This window comes from Actinomadura sp. 3N407, assembly GCF_052245875.1.
Lineage (GTDB): Bacteria > Actinomycetota > Actinomycetes > Streptosporangiales > Streptosporangiaceae > Spirillospora.
The window spans coordinates 367,092-387,063 of the sequence record NZ_JBQQBP010000008.1 but is presented as its reverse complement, the minus strand read 5'-3'; the positions used below and the strand labels follow the sequence as shown (position 1 = coordinate 387,063).

The 19,972-nt window shown below is 67.5% G+C and carries 19 protein-coding genes, 2 tRNA genes and 1 pseudogene; 10 read left to right on the top strand and 12 right to left on the bottom strand.

The window, feature by feature from the left end; translation table 11 throughout:
* Window positions 1-1,034: 1,034 nt before the first annotated feature.
* From ACTWPP_RS22705 to ACTWPP_RS22685, 5 genes are all read right to left on the bottom strand, one after another.
* Window positions 1,035-1,610, bottom strand: a complete 576-nt coding sequence (locus tag ACTWPP_RS22705; RefSeq protein WP_443106334.1) for a hypothetical protein — start codon at window positions 1,608-1,610, stop codon at window positions 1,035-1,037.
* Between the two features lie 298 nt (window positions 1,611-1,908).
* On the bottom strand, window positions 1,909-2,211 hold the full coding sequence (locus tag ACTWPP_RS22700) for a hypothetical protein (protein ID WP_443106333.1): 303 nt from the start codon (window positions 2,209-2,211) through the stop codon (window positions 1,909-1,911).
* Window positions 2,212-2,220: 9 nt separating this feature from the next.
* A complete protein-coding gene (locus ACTWPP_RS22695) occupies window positions 2,221-2,676 on the bottom strand; it encodes a hypothetical protein (RefSeq protein WP_443106332.1) in 456 nt (151 codons plus the stop codon).
* A gap of 2 nt (window positions 2,677-2,678) precedes the next feature.
* The gene (locus ACTWPP_RS22690) at window positions 2,679-3,014 is read right to left on the bottom strand and encodes a hypothetical protein (protein ID WP_443106331.1); all 336 of its coding nucleotides are present in this window, start codon (window positions 3,012-3,014) and stop codon (window positions 2,679-2,681) included.
* 251 nt (window positions 3,015-3,265) lie between these two features.
* Entirely contained in the window at window positions 3,266-4,072 is an 807-nt protein-coding gene (locus tag ACTWPP_RS22685) for an AAA family ATPase (protein WP_443106330.1), read from the bottom strand.
* A gap of 308 nt (window positions 4,073-4,380) precedes the next feature.
* Between ACTWPP_RS22685 and ACTWPP_RS22680 the strand changes: the two genes are divergently transcribed.
* Both ACTWPP_RS22680 and ACTWPP_RS22675 read left to right on the top strand, forming a co-directional pair.
* Entirely contained in the window at window positions 4,381-4,593 is a 213-nt protein-coding gene (locus ACTWPP_RS22680; RefSeq protein WP_443106329.1) for a hypothetical protein, read from the top strand.
* A gap of 86 nt (window positions 4,594-4,679) precedes the next feature.
* A complete protein-coding gene (locus ACTWPP_RS22675) occupies window positions 4,680-5,018 on the top strand; it encodes a hypothetical protein (RefSeq protein WP_443106328.1) in 339 nt (112 codons plus the stop codon).
* Window positions 5,019-5,259: 241 nt separating this feature from the next.
* Here the strand turns inward: ACTWPP_RS22675 and ACTWPP_RS22670 are convergent, their stop codons facing one another.
* The 3 genes from ACTWPP_RS22670 to ACTWPP_RS22660 all read right to left on the bottom strand — a co-directional run bounded on the left by ACTWPP_RS22670 (window position 5,260) and on the right by ACTWPP_RS22660 (window position 7,541).
* Window positions 5,260-5,847 carry a guanylate kinase gene (locus tag ACTWPP_RS22670; RefSeq protein ID WP_443106327.1) on the bottom strand — a complete coding sequence of 196 codons (588 nt, stop codon included), beginning with the start codon at window positions 5,845-5,847 and terminating at the stop codon, window positions 5,260-5,262.
* Window positions 5,844-6,704, bottom strand: a complete 861-nt coding sequence (locus ACTWPP_RS22665; protein ID WP_443106326.1) for an AAA family ATPase — start codon at window positions 6,702-6,704, stop codon at window positions 5,844-5,846. The genes ACTWPP_RS22670 and ACTWPP_RS22665 overlap by 4 nt, the downstream gene beginning before the upstream one ends.
* Before the next feature lie 444 nt (window positions 6,705-7,148).
* Window positions 7,149-7,541 (bottom strand): winged helix-turn-helix domain-containing protein, encoded by a 393-nt coding sequence (locus ACTWPP_RS22660; RefSeq protein ID WP_443106325.1) that lies wholly within the window; start codon window positions 7,539-7,541, stop codon window positions 7,149-7,151.
* Between the two features lie 97 nt (window positions 7,542-7,638).
* On the opposite strand from ACTWPP_RS22660, the pseudogene ACTWPP_RS22655 reads away from it, so the two are divergent.
* Together ACTWPP_RS22655 and ACTWPP_RS22650 are read left to right on the top strand one after the other, a co-directional pair.
* Window positions 7,639-7,863: pseudogene (locus ACTWPP_RS22655) on the top strand (hypothetical protein); the annotation flags it as partial.
* A 59-nt stretch (window positions 7,864-7,922) separates the two neighbouring features.
* On the top strand, window positions 7,923-8,339 hold the full coding sequence (locus ACTWPP_RS22650) for a tyrosine-type recombinase/integrase (protein WP_443106342.1): 417 nt from the start codon (window positions 7,923-7,925) through the stop codon (window positions 8,337-8,339).
* 77 nt (window positions 8,340-8,416) lie between these two features.
* Here the strand turns inward: ACTWPP_RS22650 and ACTWPP_RS22645 are convergent.
* Window positions 8,417-8,490: transfer RNA gene (locus ACTWPP_RS22645), tRNA-Phe, on the bottom strand.
* A 17-nt stretch (window positions 8,491-8,507) separates the two neighbouring features.
* Window positions 8,508-8,585: transfer RNA gene (locus tag ACTWPP_RS22640), tRNA-Asp, on the bottom strand.
* A gap of 265 nt (window positions 8,586-8,850) precedes the next feature.
* Here ACTWPP_RS22640 and ACTWPP_RS22635 point away from each other — a divergent pair.
* Together ACTWPP_RS22635 and ACTWPP_RS22630 are read left to right on the top strand one after the other, a co-directional pair.
* The gene (locus tag ACTWPP_RS22635) at window positions 8,851-10,473 is read left to right on the top strand and encodes an adenylate/guanylate cyclase domain-containing protein (RefSeq protein ID WP_443106324.1); all 1,623 of its coding nucleotides are present in this window, start codon (window positions 8,851-8,853) and stop codon (window positions 10,471-10,473) included.
* A gap of 159 nt (window positions 10,474-10,632) precedes the next feature.
* Window positions 10,633-11,568, top strand: a complete 936-nt coding sequence (locus ACTWPP_RS22630; RefSeq protein WP_443106323.1) for a glycerophosphodiester phosphodiesterase — start codon at window positions 10,633-10,635, stop codon at window positions 11,566-11,568.
* A gap of 130 nt (window positions 11,569-11,698) precedes the next feature.
* Here the strand turns inward: ACTWPP_RS22630 and ACTWPP_RS22625 are convergent, their stop codons facing one another.
* A complete protein-coding gene (locus ACTWPP_RS22625) occupies window positions 11,699-12,619 on the bottom strand; it encodes a LysR family transcriptional regulator (protein ID WP_443106322.1) in 921 nt (306 codons plus the stop codon).
* Window positions 12,620-12,811: 192 nt separating this feature from the next.
* Here ACTWPP_RS22625 and ACTWPP_RS22620 point away from each other — a divergent pair, with 192 nt between their 5' ends.
* Window positions 12,812-14,140, top strand: coding sequence for a sensor histidine kinase (locus ACTWPP_RS22620; RefSeq protein WP_443106321.1), 1,329 nt, complete (start codon window positions 12,812-12,814; stop codon window positions 14,138-14,140).
* 188 nt (window positions 14,141-14,328) lie between these two features.
* Here the strand turns inward: ACTWPP_RS22620 and ACTWPP_RS22615 are convergent, their stop codons facing one another.
* A complete protein-coding gene (locus ACTWPP_RS22615; RefSeq protein ID WP_443106320.1) occupies window positions 14,329-15,948 on the bottom strand; it encodes a cyclic nucleotide-binding domain-containing protein in 1,620 nt (539 codons plus the stop codon).
* Between the two features lie 836 nt (window positions 15,949-16,784).
* On the opposite strand from ACTWPP_RS22615, the gene ACTWPP_RS22610 reads away from it, so the two are divergent.
* From ACTWPP_RS22610 to ACTWPP_RS22600, 3 genes are all read left to right on the top strand, one after another.
* Window positions 16,785-17,657 carry a helix-turn-helix domain-containing protein gene (locus tag ACTWPP_RS22610; protein WP_443106319.1) on the top strand — a complete coding sequence of 291 codons (873 nt, stop codon included), beginning with the start codon at window positions 16,785-16,787 and terminating at the stop codon, window positions 17,655-17,657.
* A 266-nt stretch (window positions 17,658-17,923) separates the two neighbouring features.
* Window positions 17,924-18,133: a DUF397 domain-containing protein gene (locus ACTWPP_RS22605; protein ID WP_443106318.1), complete on the top strand. Its 210-nt coding sequence runs from the start codon at window positions 17,924-17,926 to the stop codon at window positions 18,131-18,133.
* Between the two features lie 408 nt (window positions 18,134-18,541).
* Complete coding sequence (locus ACTWPP_RS22600) at window positions 18,542-19,951, top strand: carotenoid oxygenase family protein (protein ID WP_443106317.1); 1,410 nt, start codon at window positions 18,542-18,544, stop codon at window positions 19,949-19,951.
* The last annotated feature ends 21 nt before the right edge of the window (window positions 19,952-19,972 follow it).

Here is a 19,972-nt window from a genome sequence, read left to right as displayed (position 1 = left end):
GACCGCGCAGGCCAAAAGAGAGCCACACGACCAGCGTGGGCAGCCGCAAAGAGAGCGACGGCCCGGGCGCCTGGACCGAGCCTGGCCGGGCACCGGTCCTGAGGCAATGAAACAAGTAGCCGCGAAGCGTTCGAGAGCCGCGGGGATCTGCCATGGCGAAGTCGGCCGATCATGGGTGTGGCCAGCGTGGTGGACGTGGGTCGGTCAGCAGATCTGGGCACCGATCATCTTCGAGGGCAATGGGCGGAAGGTGTTCGAGCGGTGTACATCCGCTTGAGGCCGCTCCGGGGCCGGAAACTGAAGCGCCCCTGACCATTTTCCTGCTGGTCAGAGGTGTGGAGGTGGGCAGGGGGGGTCGAACCGCCGACCTTCCGCTTTTCAGAAGTAAAGAACCACCCTGTCGCCATGGCGTCTACCGAGGTTGGACGGTGCCCGACGTGCGCCCGTGGTGCTGCTTGGTTGCCGTCGTTGTCGTCAGAGCTGTCGTCACCCTCCGGCCCGTCGACCTTGGCCTTTCAACCGCCGGACGTGCCGCTCATGCTGTCCGGCTCGGCGTCGCTGGGCGCGGTCGATGAGCAACGCTCGCGGGTCGGCTGCCAGCTCGTACAGCTCGACCTCGAACGGGTCGGCGTCGTACTCGATGAGTCGGGCCAAGGCTTCCCGGTCTTGCTCGACAGTGCCTCGCCGGCGCACACGGTCCCGCCAGACTCGCCCGCTCGCCTCCGCCGCGTCCACGCCTCGACGGTAGCCCAGGACGGGCGCCCAGAGCACTGCGAGAAACGCACATGCTTCGAGGACAAGCCAGGTCAGGAGCGGCGCCCCGAAGATCCACCTTCTAGAAAGTCGGCCGCCCCAAGATCGCCACCATCACCGCAGGTAGACCAGTGTGCGCCCCGGTCGCCGGTGCCAGCAGTCGTAAGCCTCTGTTGCGGTACTTCCGTGCTGTACCTTCCAGCCCCATGACGGGGCTATGTCCTGCCCCCTTGTGAGAGTTGCCCCATCCAAAAATTTGAGCGTCCAGCCCATGACGTATGTCAATTTTCTTGTATGAGTGATCCGTCGGCGGAGCGGATCCATCGTACCCCTGCCGCATCACGGAAGGTGATCTCTACCAAAAACATCTCATTGCGGAGATGGTGTGGAACTTCTTCATACTCATCTTCCGTCAGTTCTAGCAGAATAAACTTAGTCTCGTGGGGTGGAAGTACGGCGATGTTTTCAAAGAACCAATCGCCTCCGTCAGTCGGCTCACCATCACTTGCCGGCCGAAATACCGGGTAGATATCGAATACAGGAAGATCGGACGCATTCCGCACAAAAGCACCAAACGAATTCTCTCCGGGGACGTCATTTGATGCTGGCGCGAACCACGCCGCAATTTTCTCTGCCTGGCTGCGGCTTTCTGCTTCATAACGGGCCCTGCGTTCCTCGGCCGCGCGTTCGTCACGCTCGGATTCAAGCCTGTAGATGCGATGGGCGTAGATCACTGTGAGGACCAGGCCAACGAGCGTGAGGACGGCTACAAGAGCGCTGACCCACGTGGGGACGTCGCCCCAATCGAGCTTTGCGCTGCTGGCCGAGAGGCGCGGGAGAGGCATGCGATCAAGCATTGCCCAAAACGTTGATCAATAGTGCCCGATCTAACCAGCGTAGAGCATCTGATTACAAGCAAGATCAGCGATGTCCAGGAGCGTCCCCACATATCCCTTGACCAGGGCCGCGACCTCCCGCACGTCCACACCCGTCCAAGCTCATCCAACCCCGTTGTTAGCACTGCCGTTAGCACCCACACTCGCCCCGGAGGGTGCGCCCGCGCGAACGGCGAGACGGTGTGACAGACGGATTCGCGCGGGCGTGCCCTCCGGCCCGCGGGGGGCTGGGGGCCGCGAGGCCCCCGCTTCACACACGCTAAGCCCGTAGAAAAGGGTTCTTGCCGTCCCTGCACCGCTCCTGAACAAGCGCATCCCACTCTGCCTCAGAAAGCGGGCAGTCCACAAGTTTCCAGAACTCCGCTTTTTGAAGACAACACTGCCTAGCCATGAGGCCAGCAAGATGTTCATTTATCTCTTTGGCGCTATGGGATATCCGGGTAACAAGAGTGGTGACACCATCAACATCCTTCCGGAGCATGTGATGATGATTCTCGTCCGGAACCATGCCCTTAGCGGTGAGGGCGGTTGCGACCTTTTCGACCTTTACGCTACGGGCCATTGGTCCTACCTAAGGGGTATCGAAGTACGTCCGAAGTTCCCTCAGATGGTACTCAAGTTCGGGTGAAAGGGCGGGTTGTTCGCTAAGGAACTCCAAGTGCTCCCGGAGCGCTGCGTGCAGGTCCACCACCGCCTCGCGCAGAGTTACGCCGACACCGAAAACGCCAGTAGCAGTATCGGCCAGCGAGGTCAATCCATCGCTCTGTTGCACGAAGACGTATATGGGGCGAGCAAGATCCTCAATAAAGATGAGTACCCTCTTGCGTGGCTCGCCCGGAAAAGTGACTACCTCGCTAGAAGATTGTTCTACAGTCTTACTGGCGGATTGTTCGACCTTGACGCGGGTGGGTCGGCTGCGGACTACAGGGAATGCGATGGTGGTGCTGGCGCTGTTGGTGGCTGACTCTGCCTCAACCTGCACCCTTGACGATGAGGCAACGGCTTCACCCAATGCCATGACGCTCATGCCTATCCTCCTGCATCGGCCTGATCGGGTCCGCCATCTTCGAGCAGCTTGTTGAGTAGATCCGCCAATTCCTTGAGGCGCTTTTTGGAAAGGCTGACCCTTGCCACGGGTTGAACCTTTACGTGGTGGAGTTCCTGGGCAGCTTGCCGTTGCTCCTCCGTGCTGCCGACCAAAATGGGTGGAGCGAGGTATCCCAGGCTCAAGATCGCTTCGTCTGCGCCCGGTCCCGCAGGGGCGCTCAACTGGAGCAAGAACTGGTTGACCGCCATGATCGGGACCTTCTCGGCATCCTTCCAGCTCACGGCAAGGTTCAGTGTCTGAGTCACGGGTTCACTCACCCTTCGATGATGCCATGCGTACTCGTATGGCTGTCGTGCCCCTGCTCCAGCTTTTCATGACCGCTCTTGGACACAAAGGCTTCTTTCAGGACTGCTTGGCGGACGGGCGGCGTGGCGTGGCGGGACCGGACGGGACAGGCCGCACGCCCGGCGCGCCGGGGCGGGCGGCCGCCGGCGGCCGCGTAGCGGGCGCCCTTTAAGACGTAGAGAAAGTCCTCATCCGGCACGGGTCGCACTTCGCTGACCTGCGGTTATGGCATGAGTCTGGTTAGGGTTCTGCGGGTTTGGTCGGCGAGGCTGGTGGCTGCGCCTAGGCGGTTGTCGATGGTGATGTGTGCTGAGTTGGGTGGGTCGTCGGTGTTGACGGTGCTGGCATAGGCGTCCCAGTTGGCGAGTTTCCAGCCGTCGCGGGGGGCGTCGCGTTGCTCGATGTACTCGTGCATGGTGTCGATGTCGCTGTGGACCCAGATGGACGTCACGTCTACGCCCTTGGCTTGACATCGGTGGGTGAGGCGGGGGAGCCAGCTCGGGTTGTTGAGTTCGGTGATGAACGGGGCGGCGAGGATGATCGATACGCCGCAGTCGATGTTGCCGTAGGCGGCGTTCATCAGGCATCGGTACTCGTGCGGGCGGACTTCGGCGCGGTAGAGGGTGGTGTGGCGGTCGTGCTGGTCGGCGCCGAGTGAGATGAGCAGGCGTTCGGTCATGCGGCGGGTGAGGGCGTCCTTGTCAAGGAACGCCCAGCCTGAGAGGTCGGACAGGAAGCGGGCGAACTCGGTTTTGCCGGATCCGGCGTAGCCGCCGACCAGGACCAGGACGGGGTTGCCGCCGGCGTTGGCGACGGCGCGGCCGTGCCAAGCGTTGGCCAGGCGGGTCTTGAGGGTGTCGGCTCCGGGGAAGAAGGCGGACAGGTCGAACGGGGTGCCGTCGTGGTCAGGGTCGTTGCCGTGGGCTTGGGCGGCCATGCGTTCCAGGACGGAGAGCGCGACGTTGTGCGCGCGGGCGAGGTAGGGAAGCCAGTCGTCGGGGATGCGTATGCCGCGTTCCCAGCGGGACACCTCGTGTCGGGTGATCGTGTCAGAACCGGCGAGGTCGCAGAGTTGGGCGGCTAGGGCGCGTTGGCTTCTGCTGCCTCGTAGGCGTGCCAGGTATGCGCCGAATGCTCGCCTTGCCTCGGTCGTCATGGGCGGCTACCTCCTGTGAGCAAGTCTGGCCCCCGGGTGGCCCCCTGTCAGGCTCCTTTGTAAATCGCGGGGCGGCGGGACGCTGGCGGGGCGGTTGACGACATGCCGCGCGGGCCGATCCGGCTCGACGACCACCCGTGAGGAATCCCGCGATGGAAACGCGTGCGCAGACTGATGACCCGGTGCTTGATCGGCTCCGGGAGGAGTTCACCGGACATCGGATCTGGCGGGCTCGGCGCTGGGATGGGCGGCCCGGTGACTGGGTCGCGACGCTGCATGATCCCTCCGCCGGCGTCGACCCGACGGTGATCCGGGCGGACTCGGTGGCGCTGCGTGAGGCGCTGGTGCTGGAGGCGCAGCGTGCGGGCCGCCCGGTGATCAAAAGGGCGTGGTGATGGTTGCTTGGACTCCCCCGCCATCACCGGAAGGGGCTGCCTCTGAGCGCGGGGCGGCTCCGGGGGAGGCTGAGGTGGCGCGGCGGGTGCTTGTTCCCCCGGATGCACTGGCCGCGCTGCCTCGGCCGGTGACGGCGCGGCGGCTGCTCAACAGGCTGCGGCGGGCGCTGCGGCGTGAGGGGTGGAGGACCGAACGCCGGTACGACTATGCGGTGCCGTTGTTGCGGGTGTACTCGCCGGGCACGTCGTGTATCGGGGACAGCGTCGCCGTTGTCGGGGTCGGTGGTGAGTGGTGGTACCGGTCGAGTACCGGGGAGCTGCTCGCGCCGTGTTCGCGGGTCGACCTGGCCGTGAGTGGGGTCTCGGCTCTGCTGATGCCGTGGGTGTCGGCCGCGGCCTCGTCGCGGAGGACGGGCGGGGCCTGATGGATGCCGGGGCGGCCCTGGAGGAGGTTGCGGAGCGCTTCGGGGTTCCGTGCTGGCTGGGGCGCGCTACCCGGACCTATTGGGCGCTGGTGCGCTGTAGCGGCGGGTGGCGCCTGGTGGAGGCGTTGACGGTTCGAGAGCTGGCCATGGCCATCAGACGGCCAGACGGGTGGCCATGGCCGTGACGGCCGCGCGGCAGAGGGAGACGTTGGGGCGTGGTCCCCTGTCGCGCGGCCGTCTTCTAATCGAGGTCGGGCGGGACGGTCACGGGCGGCCGGGGGCCGGTGGTCACGGTGGTGATGATGCGGTGGGCTGTCTGGGCGGGGTCGGTCTGGTCGGTGTGTATGACCAGGTTGAAGACCGGTTCGGCGGTGGCGTGGAGGTCGCTGCGGGTCTCGTCCCATGCCTGGAGGCGGATGGGTGTGTCGACGTCGCCGCGGTGCTTGGAGCGGTCGGCACAGACTGCTCGGGGGATCCAAAGGAGGACGGCGGTCCAGTCGAGCGGTACGGCGGCGCGTAGGCGTTGCAGGTCGGCGAGGTTGCCCATGTGCACGACGGGGATCCGGTCGGCCTCGACCAGGGCGGCGACGTCGTCGCGGTCGACGGCGTAGACGTTGCCGTAGCGGTGGGTCTCGACGGCCAGACGGCCGATGGCGCGCAGCTTGTCCAGGTCGGCGGGTGAGATGTGGCGGTAGCCGGTGGTGCGGCCGGTGCCGACTTTGAGTTTGGGCAAGGGCGCGTATCGGGTGTCCTGGCGTGCCAGCTCGGCCGTGACGGTGTCCTTGCCGCTGGTGGGTGGACCGTAGAGGATCACGCCGTGACTGGTCATGGAAGGACCCTACGCAGCGCCTCCCGTGTCTGGTCGGCGATGCTGATCGCGGCGCCTAGCCGGTTGTCGACGGTGAGGTGGACGCCGGGCGGACTGGCCTGGGTGTCGAGCGTGGCGGCGTAGGCGTCCCAGTTGGCGAGCTTCCACGCGTCGCGTGGGGCGTCGCGGAACTCGATGTACTCGTGCATGGAGTCGACGTCGCACCGGACCCAGATCACGGCGACGTCCACGCCCTTGGCCTTGCACCGGTTGGTCAGGCGGCTCAACCATGCTTCGTTCTTCAGTTCGGCGATGAACGGGGCGGCGAGGATCGTGGATATGCCGCAATCGATGTTGTCGTTAGCGGTGTCCATGAGGCAGTTGTATTCCAGTGGCCTGACCTCTTTTAGGTAGAGGTCGGTGTGGCGGTCGTGGGGGTCGCCGTCCAGGGAGGTCAACAGGCGTTCGGTGAGGCGTCGTGTTAGCGAGTCCTTGTCGAGAAATGCCCACCCGGATACGTCGCCGAGAAACCGCGCGAACTCGGTTTTTCCTGATCCGGCGTAGCCGCCGACCAGGACAAGGGTGGTCGTGGCGATGCTGCCGCTCATGGCCCGGCCTCGCCATGCGCTGACCACTCGGGCTTTGAGCGCGTCGCCGGCGGTGGGGTCACGGTCCTGGGTCTGGTCGGAGACGCGGTCCAAGCCCTGTGAGATGGCGGACGCGGCGTCGTCCGTGGCGGCAGGGCTGAGCGGGCCTGGCAACGGGAGCGTGAGGTCTCCGGACTCCTCGGCGGGAAGTGGGAGACGGAATCCCAGTTCGGGCTCGCTGGCCTCGTACATGAGGCAGTAGGCGCGGCGGTAGTGCGGGCCTGGGTACATGTTGCCGTTCTCGTGGCCCCACAGGGTTTGGAAGTTCGCCGCGACTCTGAGCCCTCCCCGATGGGCGACTTGGCGCAACTTGTCGCCTGCGGCCTCAAGACTCAGTCCGTGGTTCTCCCGGCGTTCACGGAGCTTGCGGGGCTGCCAACCGCTTCGCTGCTTGGTCGTGCTCAAATCCCAGCCTTTCCGGTTTCAGTAGATACCGACACATATCGGTGCGTGCTCGGCGTCTACTCGGGGGCGTGAAAGCGGACGTATAAACAGACGTGAAAGAACCCGATGAAGCATTAATGATGGGCTTTGCGTGCCTCCTGAACTGAAATACCGGTGTGCCGAACGAGAGAACGGATCAGGACAGGAGGCGGTCACCGGTGGCGGCGGACGGCGAGCATGAGCAGACTCCTCGGGAGTTGTTGGAGCTGATTCTCGCCGAGTTGGACGACCTCACTTGCCGGGTTGATCAGCTTGAGGACGCTCTGAGAACACGGTCCGCTCAATCCGGGCGACGCGTTCGCCCAGGTCCCGGACAGCGGCGAGAACTTCCGTGAGCTGCTTCGTTGTCACGTCGGCCTCGGCGGCGGGCGCGGCCTGGCTCGTCGGGTCGGTGTCGGCCTGGTCGCGGACGAACACGCCCTTGCCCTGCTGGCCGATCACCATGCCCTCGGTCCGCAACACGCTGATGGCGGCCTTCACCACTCCGGCGGATACGTCGTACTCCTCGCCGAGTCGGGCGGTGGACGGCAGGGACTGGCCGGGTGCTAGCCGTCCGTCGTTGATCTGTTGCCGCAGGTCATCGGCTATCTGGAGATACCCGGGCTGGCCGGTCCTCTTGACCATCGTCCGCCTTCCTTCGGGGGCCTGCACTCAAGTTCAGCACACACGACCGACCAAGAAAACCATGGCGGCCTTGACAACTTAGACAGCTAAGTAGACTATGTTGTCTAAGTGGAACTACGAACCTCGGAGGTTCTTCGTGCGCAACATCCCGGTGAACGTGTCGACGTTCACGTTCGTGTGCGTGTCGGCGCCGCGTCCCAAGCTGGTCAGTCAGGAGACGGGCGAGGTCAAGATGGACCGCAACGGTCAGGCGGTGTTCACGGTGGGCCTGGCGGCCGCCGACCCGATGGGGCGGGTGGAGTTGCTCAACGTGGCGGTGCCCGGCGACCAGTCGGTGACCATCGGCGAGATCGTCACCCCGGTCGGCCTCGTCGCCTTCCCCTGCGGTTCGTCCCGCCCAAGACCGACGACTCAACGCGAACCATCCCGCTGCCGGACCTGTGCGTCACGGCGCTCTGTGAGCACCGGGTGTTGCAGGACGCCGAACGGGCCGACGCCTGGCCGCGCTGGCAGGATCGTGGGCTCGTCTTCCCGTCCAGCCTCGGCACTCCCATGGAGCCGGACAACCTTCGCCGTAGCTGGGGCCGTATCCGTGCGGCGGCTGATCTCGGCGACATGCGGCTTCACGACATGCGCCACACGTGCGTCTCGCTGCTCCTGGACCTCGGCGTTCCGCCGCACATCGTGCGAGAGATCGTCGGACACAGCGACATCGAAGTGACCATGACGATCTACGCACACGCGGCCCTCGACGAGAAGCGCGCGGCGCTCCGGAAGCTGGGGGATGCCCTCGGCTAGGGACGTTGTCGTCAGGACTGTCGTCAAAAGGCCCGGAACCGATAATGGTTCCGGGCCTTTTGGCTGGTCGTATGGGGTGGGCAGGGGCGGGGTCGAACCGCCGACCTTCCGCTTTTCAGGCGGACGCTCGTACCGACTGAGCTACCTGCCCAGGACGCGTGGTGCGCCTGGCGGTCCTGACGGGATTTGAACCCGCGGCCTCCACCTTGACAGGGTGGCGAGCACTCCTAGCTGCTCCACAGGACCTTGCTGCTCCGAGCTTAGTGGCTTCGGAGGGTGTGTCTTGGCGGGTTGCCCCGCGCTTGGCGACGTCCGAGAGCATACGCGATGGCCGAGGTGGTCGCCAACTCGATATCCAGGGGGCCGGCGCGGGCGTCAGGGGGAGATGCCGGGCCGATACGTGCATCGGGGGGTGGTGGTTCGGTGGCTGGGGCGTGGCATGATCCCTGGTAGCGGTTCCTTCCCTCCGGAGGCGCACGTGACCAGCATGCTTGAAATCCGTGTGCGGTGGGTGCTGCTCGTGGTGGTGGGCTCCGCGAATCTGGTCGGTGCGCTGGTCGTGTTGTTGTTCGCGACGTTCGTGCTGCCTGATCCGCCGTTGGACGATCGCGACTATGCCCGTCAGGTGAACGCGGTGGCGTTCTTCAGTTATCCCGTGGTCGCGGCGCCCGTGGCGTTGATCTCGGGATTGTGGCTGTGGCGGCCCGTTGTCAGGCTCGTCCGGGACGGGGGGACCGCCGATCGGCAGCAGAGGCGGGCCGTGCTGCTCGGGCCGCTTCGGTTGACGCTGCTCGTCGGTGGGTTGTGGGTTGTCGGGGCGCTGGGGTGGGCTGTTCTCGATCTTGTGCTGTTCACCGGGCGGCTGGCGGTGAAGACGGGGTTGACTTGCCTGCTGGGTGCGGCCACGACCTGCACGATTGTTTATCTGCTGTCGGAGCGGCTGTTGCGGCCTGCGGCGGCGCTGGTGCTGGCGGCGGAGCGTCCGCGCCGGGTCCGGTTGCCGGGGGTGACGACGCGGGTGATGCTCGCGTGGGCGCTGGGGACGGCGATTCCGGTACTCGGGCTGATTTGTGTGGCTGTCGCCGCGTTGGCTGCGCCCGACATCAATGTTGTGCAGCTCGCGATCACGATCTTGGGGCTTGGTGGGGTCGCGCTGCTGGCGGGGGTTTATGTCACCTATATGGCGACCCGGGCGATCGCTGATCCGATCAAGGCCGTCCGGAAGGGGATGGCGCGGGTCGAGCGGGGCGATCTCAGTGCCGAGGTCGCCGTGTACGACGCGAGTGAGGTCGGGCAGCTCCAGGCCGGGTTCAACCATATGGTCGCGGGGCTCCGTGAACATGAGCGGTTGCGTGACCTGTTCGGACGTCATGTGGGGGAGGAGGTCGCCGACCTGGCGCTGGAGCGTGGCGACATCACGCTCGGTGGTGAGACCCGTGAGGTGGCGGTCCTGTTCGTCGACCTCACCGGTTCGACCAGGCTGGCGGACACGCGGAGCCCGGACGAGGTGGTCGGGCTGCTCAACAGGTTCTTCGGTGTCGTGGTGACGGTGGTGGCCCGGCACGGGGGGTGGATCAACAAGTTCGAAGGGGACGCCGCCCTCGCGATCTTCGGGGCGCCGACGCAGGTGGAGGATTCGGCCGGCGCGGCGCTCGGTGCCGCGCGGGAGCTTGCGCTGCGGCTTCGGGTCGAGGTCCCGATGCTGGACGCGGGGATCGGCGTGTCGGCGGGTCCCGTGGTGGCCGGGTACATCGGCAACGAGCAGCGGTTCGAGTACACGGTGATCGGTGATCCGGTGAACGAGGCGGCGCGGCTCAGCGACATGGCGAAGACGATGGCGGGGCGTGTGCTGGCGTCGGCGGTCGTGTTGGAACTCGCCCACCTCGCCGAGTCGGACGAGTGGGACCTCGGCAGGTCGGTGACGCTGCGTGGCCGGAGCCGTCCGACCAGGCTGGGCACGCCCCGGCCGCCTGTGCCGCCGCTCCCCGTCCAGGGGGAGCCGGTGACGGTGAGGACGCCGGCCGTCCGGCGTGTGCGCGTCCCGCGCCGGCTGCGGCGAAGCCGGAAACTGCTGCTCGGCGCGCTGATCCTTTCGAAGGCGGCCAAGGACGCCAAGCAGGACGACGGCGAATAGTCCCTCTGTTCTGATCAAAGGACCGTGTCCGCTCACGTGTCACGCGGAGCCGATGCGTATCGTCAGCGGCTGTACACGGTCTGCTACCGGCCCGTAACTCCGGTGTCACCGGACGGCCCGAGGCTTGGGGCGGACACGCCCAGCTCCCGGAAGGTGACCATGCACCGACGTACTCGTATCGCGCTCATCGCCGTCACGGCGTCGACGGCGATCGTCGTCCCCGCCGCGTCCGCCGCCGCGGATCCCGGCCCCGTCCCGTCCCCGCCGCCCGGTGCGCCCGAACCGCGCCCGCGTGTGAACGCCTCGTCGGATGCCGAGGTCACGAACGTCGCGCACCGCGGGGCGTCCGCGTACGCGCCGGAGAACACGCTCGCCGCCGTCAAGCTGGCCAAGACGCAGCGGGCGGACGTGTTCGAGATCGACGTCCAGGAGTCCAAGGACCACAAGCTGGTCCTCATGCACGACACCACGCTCGCCCGGACGACGAACGTCGAGGAGGTGTACCCGGACCGGGCGCCCTGGAAGGTCTCCGACTTCACCCTCGCTGAGATCAAGAAGCTGGACGCGGGTTCGTGGTTCGCGAAGAAGTACAAGGGTGAGCGAGTCCCGACGCTGGACCAGGTGCTCAGGGCCATGCGCGGCCGTGGCCTCGGGATGCTCCTGGAGATCAAGAGCCCGGCGCTCTACCCGGGTATCGAGAAGCGCATCGCAGCCTCGCTGAAGCGCTCGCCGTCGTGGCTGCGGCACGACCCGAGCGAGCGCCGCCTGGCCGTCCAGTCGTTCGACTGGGAGTCCGTGCGCCGCTTCCACTCGGTGATGCCCAGGGTGCCGACGGGGCTGCTCGGTACACCGAAGGTCAAGGACCTGCCCGAGCTGGCGTCCTACGCCGATCAGATCAACCCCACGTACGGCGACCTGACCGCGTCCTACATCAAGAAGGTGCACGCGGCCCGCATGGACGTCCTCACCTGGACGGTGAACGACCGCGGGCAGATGAGAAAGGCCGTCCAACTCGGTGTGGACGGGATCATCACCAACAAGCCGGACGTTCTCCGCCGCGTCCTCCGGGAGTCCGCCACCCGCTCGGCGGCCTGAGCGCCACGCCGCCCACGGGCTCCGGGGCAGCGTTCGATCAACGTCGCGACAACGAGAGCCGGATCGCCGCGTCGGCTGATGTCAGGCGGCGAGCGCGGTGATCACGAGGGCTGATCACGAGGCCGGCTGATCACGAGGCCGGCTGGTCCGGGGTCGGCTGGTCCGGGGGTGCGGGGAGGCGTTCGCGGGCGCGGGTGATCAGAGCGCGCGCCGCGGGGCTGCGCGGGCCCTCGGCTCGCCAGGCGAGCGCGATCCGGCCGGTCAGCCGGGGCCGGACGATCGGCATCGCGTGGAGGTCGCCGGGAAAGCCCCGCGCGGCGGACTCCGGGAGGACGGCAACGCCTAGACCGTGCGCGGCGAGCTGCGCCAGCACGGGCGGTTCGCCGGCCTCGAACGCGATTCGCGGGCTGAGGCCGGCGTCCCTGCACGCCTCGTCCAGGACGGCGCGCACCCCGGTGCCCTTCGGCAGGCTGACGAGGTTTTCGTCGGCGAGGGCCCGCAGCGGGACCGTGGACCTCCGCGCCAGCGGATGATCACGGCTGACGGCGGCGAAGAGGTGCTGCTCGATGACGACCCGGGTCGCGATGCCTTCGGGAGGTTCGCCGCCGAGGCTGAGGAACGCGAGATCGACCCGCCCGTCCCGCAGCGCCTCGGCCAGCGTCGCGGTGTCGTCCTGGATGACCGTGATCTCCACATTCGGATGGTCGCGGTGGAAACCGGACAGCATGCCGGGCAAATCCAGGGACTGAATCCAGTCGACCGTGCCGATCGTGACGCGCCCGCGCAGCAGCCCCGTCAGCTCGTCCACCGACCGCCGTGCGCCCTCGACCGCCGCGAGCGCGGCCCGCGCGTAGGGGAGGACCACCGCGCCCGCCTCGGTCAGCCGGACGGTCCTTCCGGACCGGTCGAGCAGCGGCTGCCCCAGTTCCCGTTCCAGTTGCCGGATCTGGGCGCTCACGCCCGGCTGGGCGACGTGCAGCCGCGCCGCCGCCTTGGTGAAGCCGGCCTCTTCCGTCACCGCCACGAAGTACTCAAGCTGGCGCAGCTCCATAACCAGTGATGCTAACAGTGGGCTCGTCCAGCGCTGAGGCTTCTGCCCGCTCCGCGGGGCGATGAACGATTTCTTTGGCCTCTCTTGGGTGCGTCACTGCTGTTCAGAGGACTGATTCCGGTCTGGGCGGTGATTACCTCACCTGCGGGAGGTCGGGTGAACGGACGGCACACATGGTCCATACGGGTGCGGATGACCGTGATTGCCGGGACGGTCGCCGCTCTGATCTGCGTGATGCTGAGCATATTGATCGTCGTCGGGCTCCGTGGCCGCGCGACGGACTACGAGCGGAACAAGGCCGCCTCCTCGGCACTGCGGATCGCCTACGAGGTCGATCGGCGAAGGGTGCAGGGCGCGCTCACCGCGCCGGAAGACGTCGTCGTGCAGCTCCTGAACGATCGGCGCGCGGTGGTCGCCGGTACGGAGAGGGCGCTGGACGGGCCGCCGATCGCCCGATTCCACCCGGCGGAGCCGAACATCTACGCCGACCGGGTGCTCTGCCCGCCCGCGGGGCTCGACCGCTGCATGTGGGTGCTCGCGCTCCGCGTCTACAGGCAGGGCGGAGACTGGGTCATCTACGCGGCAACCCCCACCATCCCCTGGTATGTCAGCCCCGGCCTCCTCATGTTCCTGATCAGCACGTCCCTCCTGGTCACGTTGCTGGTGTGCCTGCGGGCCTGGGGGACGGTCGACCGCACCCTCGCCCGGGTGGACGCGATCCGCGCCGAACTGGCGGAGATCACCGCGAGCAGGTCGGGCCGCCGCGTGACGGTGCCGGAGAACCAGGACGAGATCCGATGGCTCGCCGAGGCCGTGAACGCGACCCTCGACCGCCTCGACAGCGCCCTGGGGCGGCAGCGCACCTTCACCTCCGACGCGTCCCACGACCTGCGCAGCCCCATCACCGCCGCGCGCGCCCAGATCGAGGAGGCGCTGCTGTTCCCGGACAACGTCGACTGGCCGCAGACCGGCCGGGCCGTCCTGCAGAGCCTCGAACGGCTGCAGGCGATCGTGATCGACCTGCTGCAGCTCGCCCGCCTGGACGCCGGGGCATGGCAGGGAACGGAGATGATCGACCTCGGTGCCCTCGTCACCATCGAGGTCGCGAGATCCGACCGCACCAAGCGGATCGTCCCGCACCTCCAGGAAGGCGTGACGGTGCGCGGTGACCGGCTCCGGCTCGTCCGGCTGCTGACGAACCTGCTGGACAACGCCGAACGCCACGCCGACACACGGGTCGACATCACCGTGCGCCGCGAGGGCGACGCCGGCGTCCTCGAAGTCCAAGACGACGGCGCCGGCGTCGCCGAGCAGGACCGGGAGCTCGTCTTCCAGCGCTTCGCCCGCCTTAAGGCCGGCAAGGAACGGGACGCCGGCGGTACCGGCCTCGGCCTCCCCATCGCCCGCGAGATCGCCAGACTCCACGGCGGGACGCTCACCATCGAGGACAGCGACCGAGGCGCCCGGTTCGTCCTGCGCATCCCCCGCTCCGTCCCAAAGATCAACGACCACCCCAAGTAGGACACGGAGCGAGGCAACCCGAGACTCGGACGAGACACACACGAGACGACGCGCGAGCCGGGTCTGCAGGACGAGACGCGCGCGGGGAAGGAGGCGGGGCGCGGAAAACCCCGCGGTGCGTCGTGCACGCGGGGTCGAGAGGGGTGTGCGGGCCCGCGCGGGGACGGGCCGGACGGTGGTGCCGCAGGTCAGACGGCCGACTGTGCGGGCACGCCGCGCAGGTGGATCCAGCCTTCGGTCTTGAGCTTCTTCACCCGGCAGCTGATGGGCTCGTACTCGGCGGGGTTCACGTGGCCGGCGCTGTGGGTGATGACGGATTCGTAGACGAACTGCGAGGCGATGAAGCCGAGGTCGGCGCCGGTTGCGGCGAGCCGGTCCTTGAGGGGGCGCGCGTCCAGGAGCCGGGCGGTGTGGATGAGGGCCCAGCCGGTGACGCCTGGCGGGTCGGGCATCACGGGTCCGACGTCCACCGCCACCCTGAGCTGGATGCGGACGGCGCCGCTCGACCGCTGGTTGTGGCGGCGCAGCCGCACGGCGAGGGCGGCGAGCATGGGGTCGATGACGGCGGCCGTCGGCACCTCGGGAGGCACGACGATCAACGCGCCGTCGCCCCGGTCCTCGGTGTGGCAGGCGTCCCAGGGGACCCGCGACTCCTCGAACGCCTCGCGCAGGACGGCGTACATGGCGTGCCGCATGTCGAGGCGGTCCGCGTCGTTGCGGTGGGACGCGGTGAAGCCGGCGATGTCGGTGTAGACGATCGTGCAGTTCTGGCCCGCCCAGGACGGTCCGGGCGGGGTGATGACCATGGGCTGCGTCGCCTGCGCATGGGACGGGGCCCGGGGGGCCGCCACCGGGTGGACCGGCCAGGACCCGCCGCCCGGCGACCGCACCATGTACGCCGATCCTCCAGTGGCCGCGGGGTATGGGGCGTGACCCACCGGCGGGTAGGTCAGCTGTGCCGGCCCGGTCGCGTAGGTCTGCGCTGAGGTCGCGTATGGCTGCGTTCCGGTCGCGTAGGTCTGCGTGTCTGTTCCGTATGGCTGCGTTCCGGTCGCGTGGGGATGTGTTTCAGGCGGGTAGGGCGGTGCTGCGATCGCGTACGGGGGTGTTCCGGTCGCGTACGGGTTGGCTGTGGTCGTGTGGCCCGGCGGCGTTCCGGTCAGGCAGGGCGGCTGGGGTACGTGGTGTGCGGCGTGGGCGTATGACGCCGGCGGCCGCGGCGGGGGGCCCGTCTGCTCGGTCAGCCGGTCGTAGATCTGGCGTTCCATGACGGCGACCACGCGGGGGTGGTCGCTGAGGTACGTGACGAACTGCTGCGTGGTCATGCGCAGGCCGTGGACGGTGTCCATGGCGACGATGGTCGCCGACCGCCGGCGCAGCAGCAGGGCGGCGCGTTCGCCGATGATGTCGCCGGGGCCGCGGAAGGCGATGATCCGTTCGCGTCCGTCTCGTTCCACGGAGACCCTGATCGAGCCCGACCGGATCACGATGGCCTGGTCGGCGGACTGGCCCTCGAACCAGAGCACCGTGCCGACCGGGTAGACGACCTCCTCGGCGGTCGCGTGGAGCGCGGCCCGTTCGATCTCGGTGAGGGAGCCCCAGAACCCTTGCCTCGGGGGCGGCGCGGCGGGCTGCTCCGTCGGACCGGACGCGGCCGTCCCGGTGGGCGGGAGTTGGCGCCGGCATTCGATGTCCCGGCACCCGGCCTCGGCCGTGTCGTGGGTTTGCGGGGGGTGGGGGAGGACGGAGGGGCCGCTCTCGGAGGGGGCGATCTGGTCTGGATCGTGCTGGCGGGTGTATTCGTCCATCAGCACACCCGCCCGATGTTCGGCCGGACGGTGAATGGTGTGTTCGCGGGGTGGATGTCAAAGGTCGGGGAGTGGATCTTCTGTCGTGCCATGTCGAGAACCCCATGCCTCGAATCGCGTCTTCGGATGCCGCCCATCCGGCCGTTGTGGATTACCTGGCACGGACGGTCACGGGGATCCGAAGTCCGCTTTCACCTATAGCCCGCACCGCGTGATCGCGGTTAGACTGGGTGAGTCCGCAGGGAACGTTTTGGCAGGTCAACCCCGGATCTCGCTGCGTTTTCGCAGGGGTCCGGTGACGATCGGTCAGTACGTTCTCACGCGGGCCCGGGGAGTCGCTCTCCGCTTTCCATCGATCGTCTTGGCTCGCAACCGGTGATCGGCGGGAAGCGGTGAGCGACTCTTTTGTCTTTTCTGGCAATGCCGAAATATCGGTGTCCCGTGGCGACCTCCCCGTTCGGCGCGTCCGTCTTCGTTCGCCGGCGGCGTACGTGGCCCGTGTCCGCCGGTGGGGAGTTCCCGGACGGGGGACGCGCGCGTCCCGTCCGAGCCCTCACTCTGCGTCGAGGTCGTTCCGATTCCGATGTAGCAGCGCGCTTGGTGGCAAGACGAAGTCTGCTATATGCTACCTAGCACATTACAACATAGTTCGCGGTCATGCAGCGGTCTGGAAGCTTCAGGGCAGAGTTTTAGGCGATATGGCGGGTCTGGGCCTGGGGGTGTGGGTTGGCGTGGCCAGGTCGGGTGGCGCATTGACGGGGTGCACCGCGCAACGTGGCGCGCTGCCAGATTGCATGCAGGCTGGTGTCACCGACTACTTAGAGTGAGCGAATGAGATGACCAGTGATCAGGGCCCGATCGTCCAGAGCGCCTTGCTGCGCAGTGAGCTCGTCCGCCTGCGCAAAGCGAAGAAGCTGACGCAGGAACAGGTGGCGCGGCAGCTCGAGTGGTCCCCGTCGAAGCTCATCCGGGTCGAAGGCGGTAAGAACGCCATCACCCGCACCGACCTGCAGGCCTTGCTCGGGGTCTACGACGTCACCTCGGAGGAACGCCAGGAGCGGCTGCAGGCACTGGCCCGCGGCGCGCGGGAGCCCGCCTGGTGGAACGCCTACCGCGGGGAGTTCGACCCCGGTTTCCTCAACTACGTGGCGTACTCCGCGGGTGCGGCCTACATCCGGCAGTTCCACGGGACGGTCGTCCCCGGGCTGATTCAGACCCCCGAGTACGCCGATGTGCTGTCCACCAGCAAAGCGACCGAACGGGCGAGAGGGCTCGCGGTCAAGTTGCGCATCCAGAGGCAGGAGGAGCTCGCCAAGCGGCAGAACCCTCCGCGCCAGCACTACATCATCGATGAGGCGGTCATACGCCGCCATGTCGGGATCAGGATCGATCCCGGGATCATGCCCGCCCAGCTCAACCACATCGCCGACACCTCCGAGCGCGACGATCTGCTGACCATCAGGGTCATCCCGTTCAGCGCGGGCGCGCACCCCGGTCTCGACGGGCCGTTCAGCCTGCTCGAATTCGACGGCGACCTCGACGACGTCCTCTACCTGGAGGGCCGGCCCGGGGCCAGCGTGATGGTCTCCGGCGATGACGACAAGATCCCGGAGTACCGCGACACCTTCGAGGTGCTTCGCGAGCACGCACTGTCGGCCGATGAATCGATCGCGCTGATGCGGCAGGCGGCCGAGGACCTCATGGCCTGACTCCAGCCCCGCAACTCGACAACCCGACTCCCGCCGGGAGGTGACAGCCGCCGCAGGCACCCACAAGGCGAGTGGCCTTCATAACACGCAGCGTGATCTTGTGACCCGGTTGTAGGCGAGATAACCAGAACCGTTTACACTCGTGACCGGGAAATTATCCACAAGGTCGTGGTTTGTCGTGCCCTGCTTGGTACTCGCCGGGCGGGTGTTCTTGTCCGATCGGTTGGCGAGACGGCACCCGCCGGCAATGGATGGAGGGTTGCTGGATGGTGGACCGGTCGATACAGGAGGCGTCGCTGTACTGGCGCAAGAGCAGCGCGAGCACCAACGATGACTGCGTGGAGGTGGCGACGCTCGGCCCGGCCGTGCTCGTCCGAGACTCGCGCGATCGCTCCACCGGTGTCCTCGCGCTCGATTCCGCCCAGTGGAATGCACTGGTGAACGCCATCCACAACGGGCAACTGGACGGACGCTGAGTCACAAGCCTCATTTATCGCGCCTATCGCAGAAATAGTCGAAACTAACGATGTTCCGAAGCATTGACTAGCGACTATTGACAAGACTGCGAATGGGAACTGGATTCAGAAATCCCTGAGCAGAACCTGAATCCCCGCTGAACCCGCCCCTGACCGCTCCGCCATGCCCGCCAGGGGCGCTCCGAACGCGCACCACCCCACCCGCCCCCAGCCTCCCGAACCGGCGCCCCCGGTGGCGCAAGCGTGTGGTGGCGCCGCCCCGCGCTCGCCCGGACCCTGTGGTCAGGTGGCGACTCTTGTGGTGTGAGGTGCGCTGGGCGGGACGTAGTAGTTAGGCATTGAACTACGGGTCGCCGGTGTGGCAGCCTGCCGTCACCGGGATCGTCGACCACCGGACGAGGAGTCACCGTGGACATCGACGCGTGGCATCGGATCTACGAGGCCCTCGACGACGAGCACGACTACGACGTCGGGGAGATCGACGGCAAGCTTCCCGAGGGCCTGGCGGGGACGCTGTACCGGAACGGACCGGGACGCTGGCAAGTCGGCGAGAGCCTCCTCGACCACATCTTCGACGGCGACGGCATGCTGTCGATGTTCGTGTTCCCCGGCGACGGCCGGATCCGCTACCGCAACCGGTACGTCCGGACCAGGCACTACCGGCACGGACAGCGCAAGGGACGGGTGGGGCTGCGCGGGCTCGGCACCCAGCGTCCGGGCGGACGCCTCGGCAACATGTTCCGCCCGCCCGCGAACGTCGCCAACACCGGCGTGGTCCTGCACGGCGGGCAGCTCCTGGCGCTCTGGGAGGGCGGACGGCCGTTCCGCCTCGACCCCGACAGCCTGGACACCTTCGGTGAGCATTCGTTCGGCGGACGGCTGAAGATGGCGTCGGCGTTCTCGGCGCACCCGTCCCGCTGCCCGGTGACCGGTGAGCTGTTCAACTTCGGGATGGACTTCACGCGGGTCCGCAGCCTGCGCTGCTACCGGGTCGACCCCGCGGGGGCGCTGCACCACATGCCGCGCGTCTCGCTCCCGTACACCCCGTGGAATCACGACTTCGCGCTCACCCGCAGACATCTCGTCTTCGTCATCAACCCGGTCATCCCGAAGGCCGCGCCGATCCTGCTGGGGAGCGGATCGATCGCCGACGGCCTCACCTACGAGCCGCACCGGCCGACGTGCTTCACGCTCGTCCCCCGGGACGGCGGCAAGGCGCGGGTCATCGAGCACGAGGCGCTGCTCGGGTTCCATTTCGTCAATGCCTTCGAGGACGGCGACGACACCGTCATCGAGTTCGTCCGCTTCGCCGACTGGGACCAGGTCGCGACGCGGTTTCGCGACTTCCGCACGAGTGACTTCCCGTGGGGCGACGCGCTGATGCGCTACCGCGTCACCCCGTCCGGGGAGGTCGAGGGGCAGGAGGTGTGCGCGCTGCCGATGGAGTTGCCGCACGCCGACGTCCGCCAGGCGGGCCGCCCGCACCGCTACACCTACTTCGCGGGACGGACGGAGACGAGCACGGGCGTCCACGCCTACGACCACACGACGGGCCGGCGCACCGTCCACGAGCTTCCTCCAGGCCACGGCTTCGGCGAGCCGGTGTTCGTGCCGCGCGCGCCGGACGCCGCGGAGGGCGACGGGTGGCTGATGGTCCTCGCCTACGACCCGGACGCCCACCGCTCCCGCCTGATCGTCCTGGACGCCCGGGACATGGAATCCGAACCCCTGGCCGTCGCGCACCTACGCCACCACATCCCCATGGGCTTCCACGGTTCCTTCACCGACCGCATCGCCACCCCGCCCGCCACCACATGAGGGTCGCGGCGACGGCCCTGG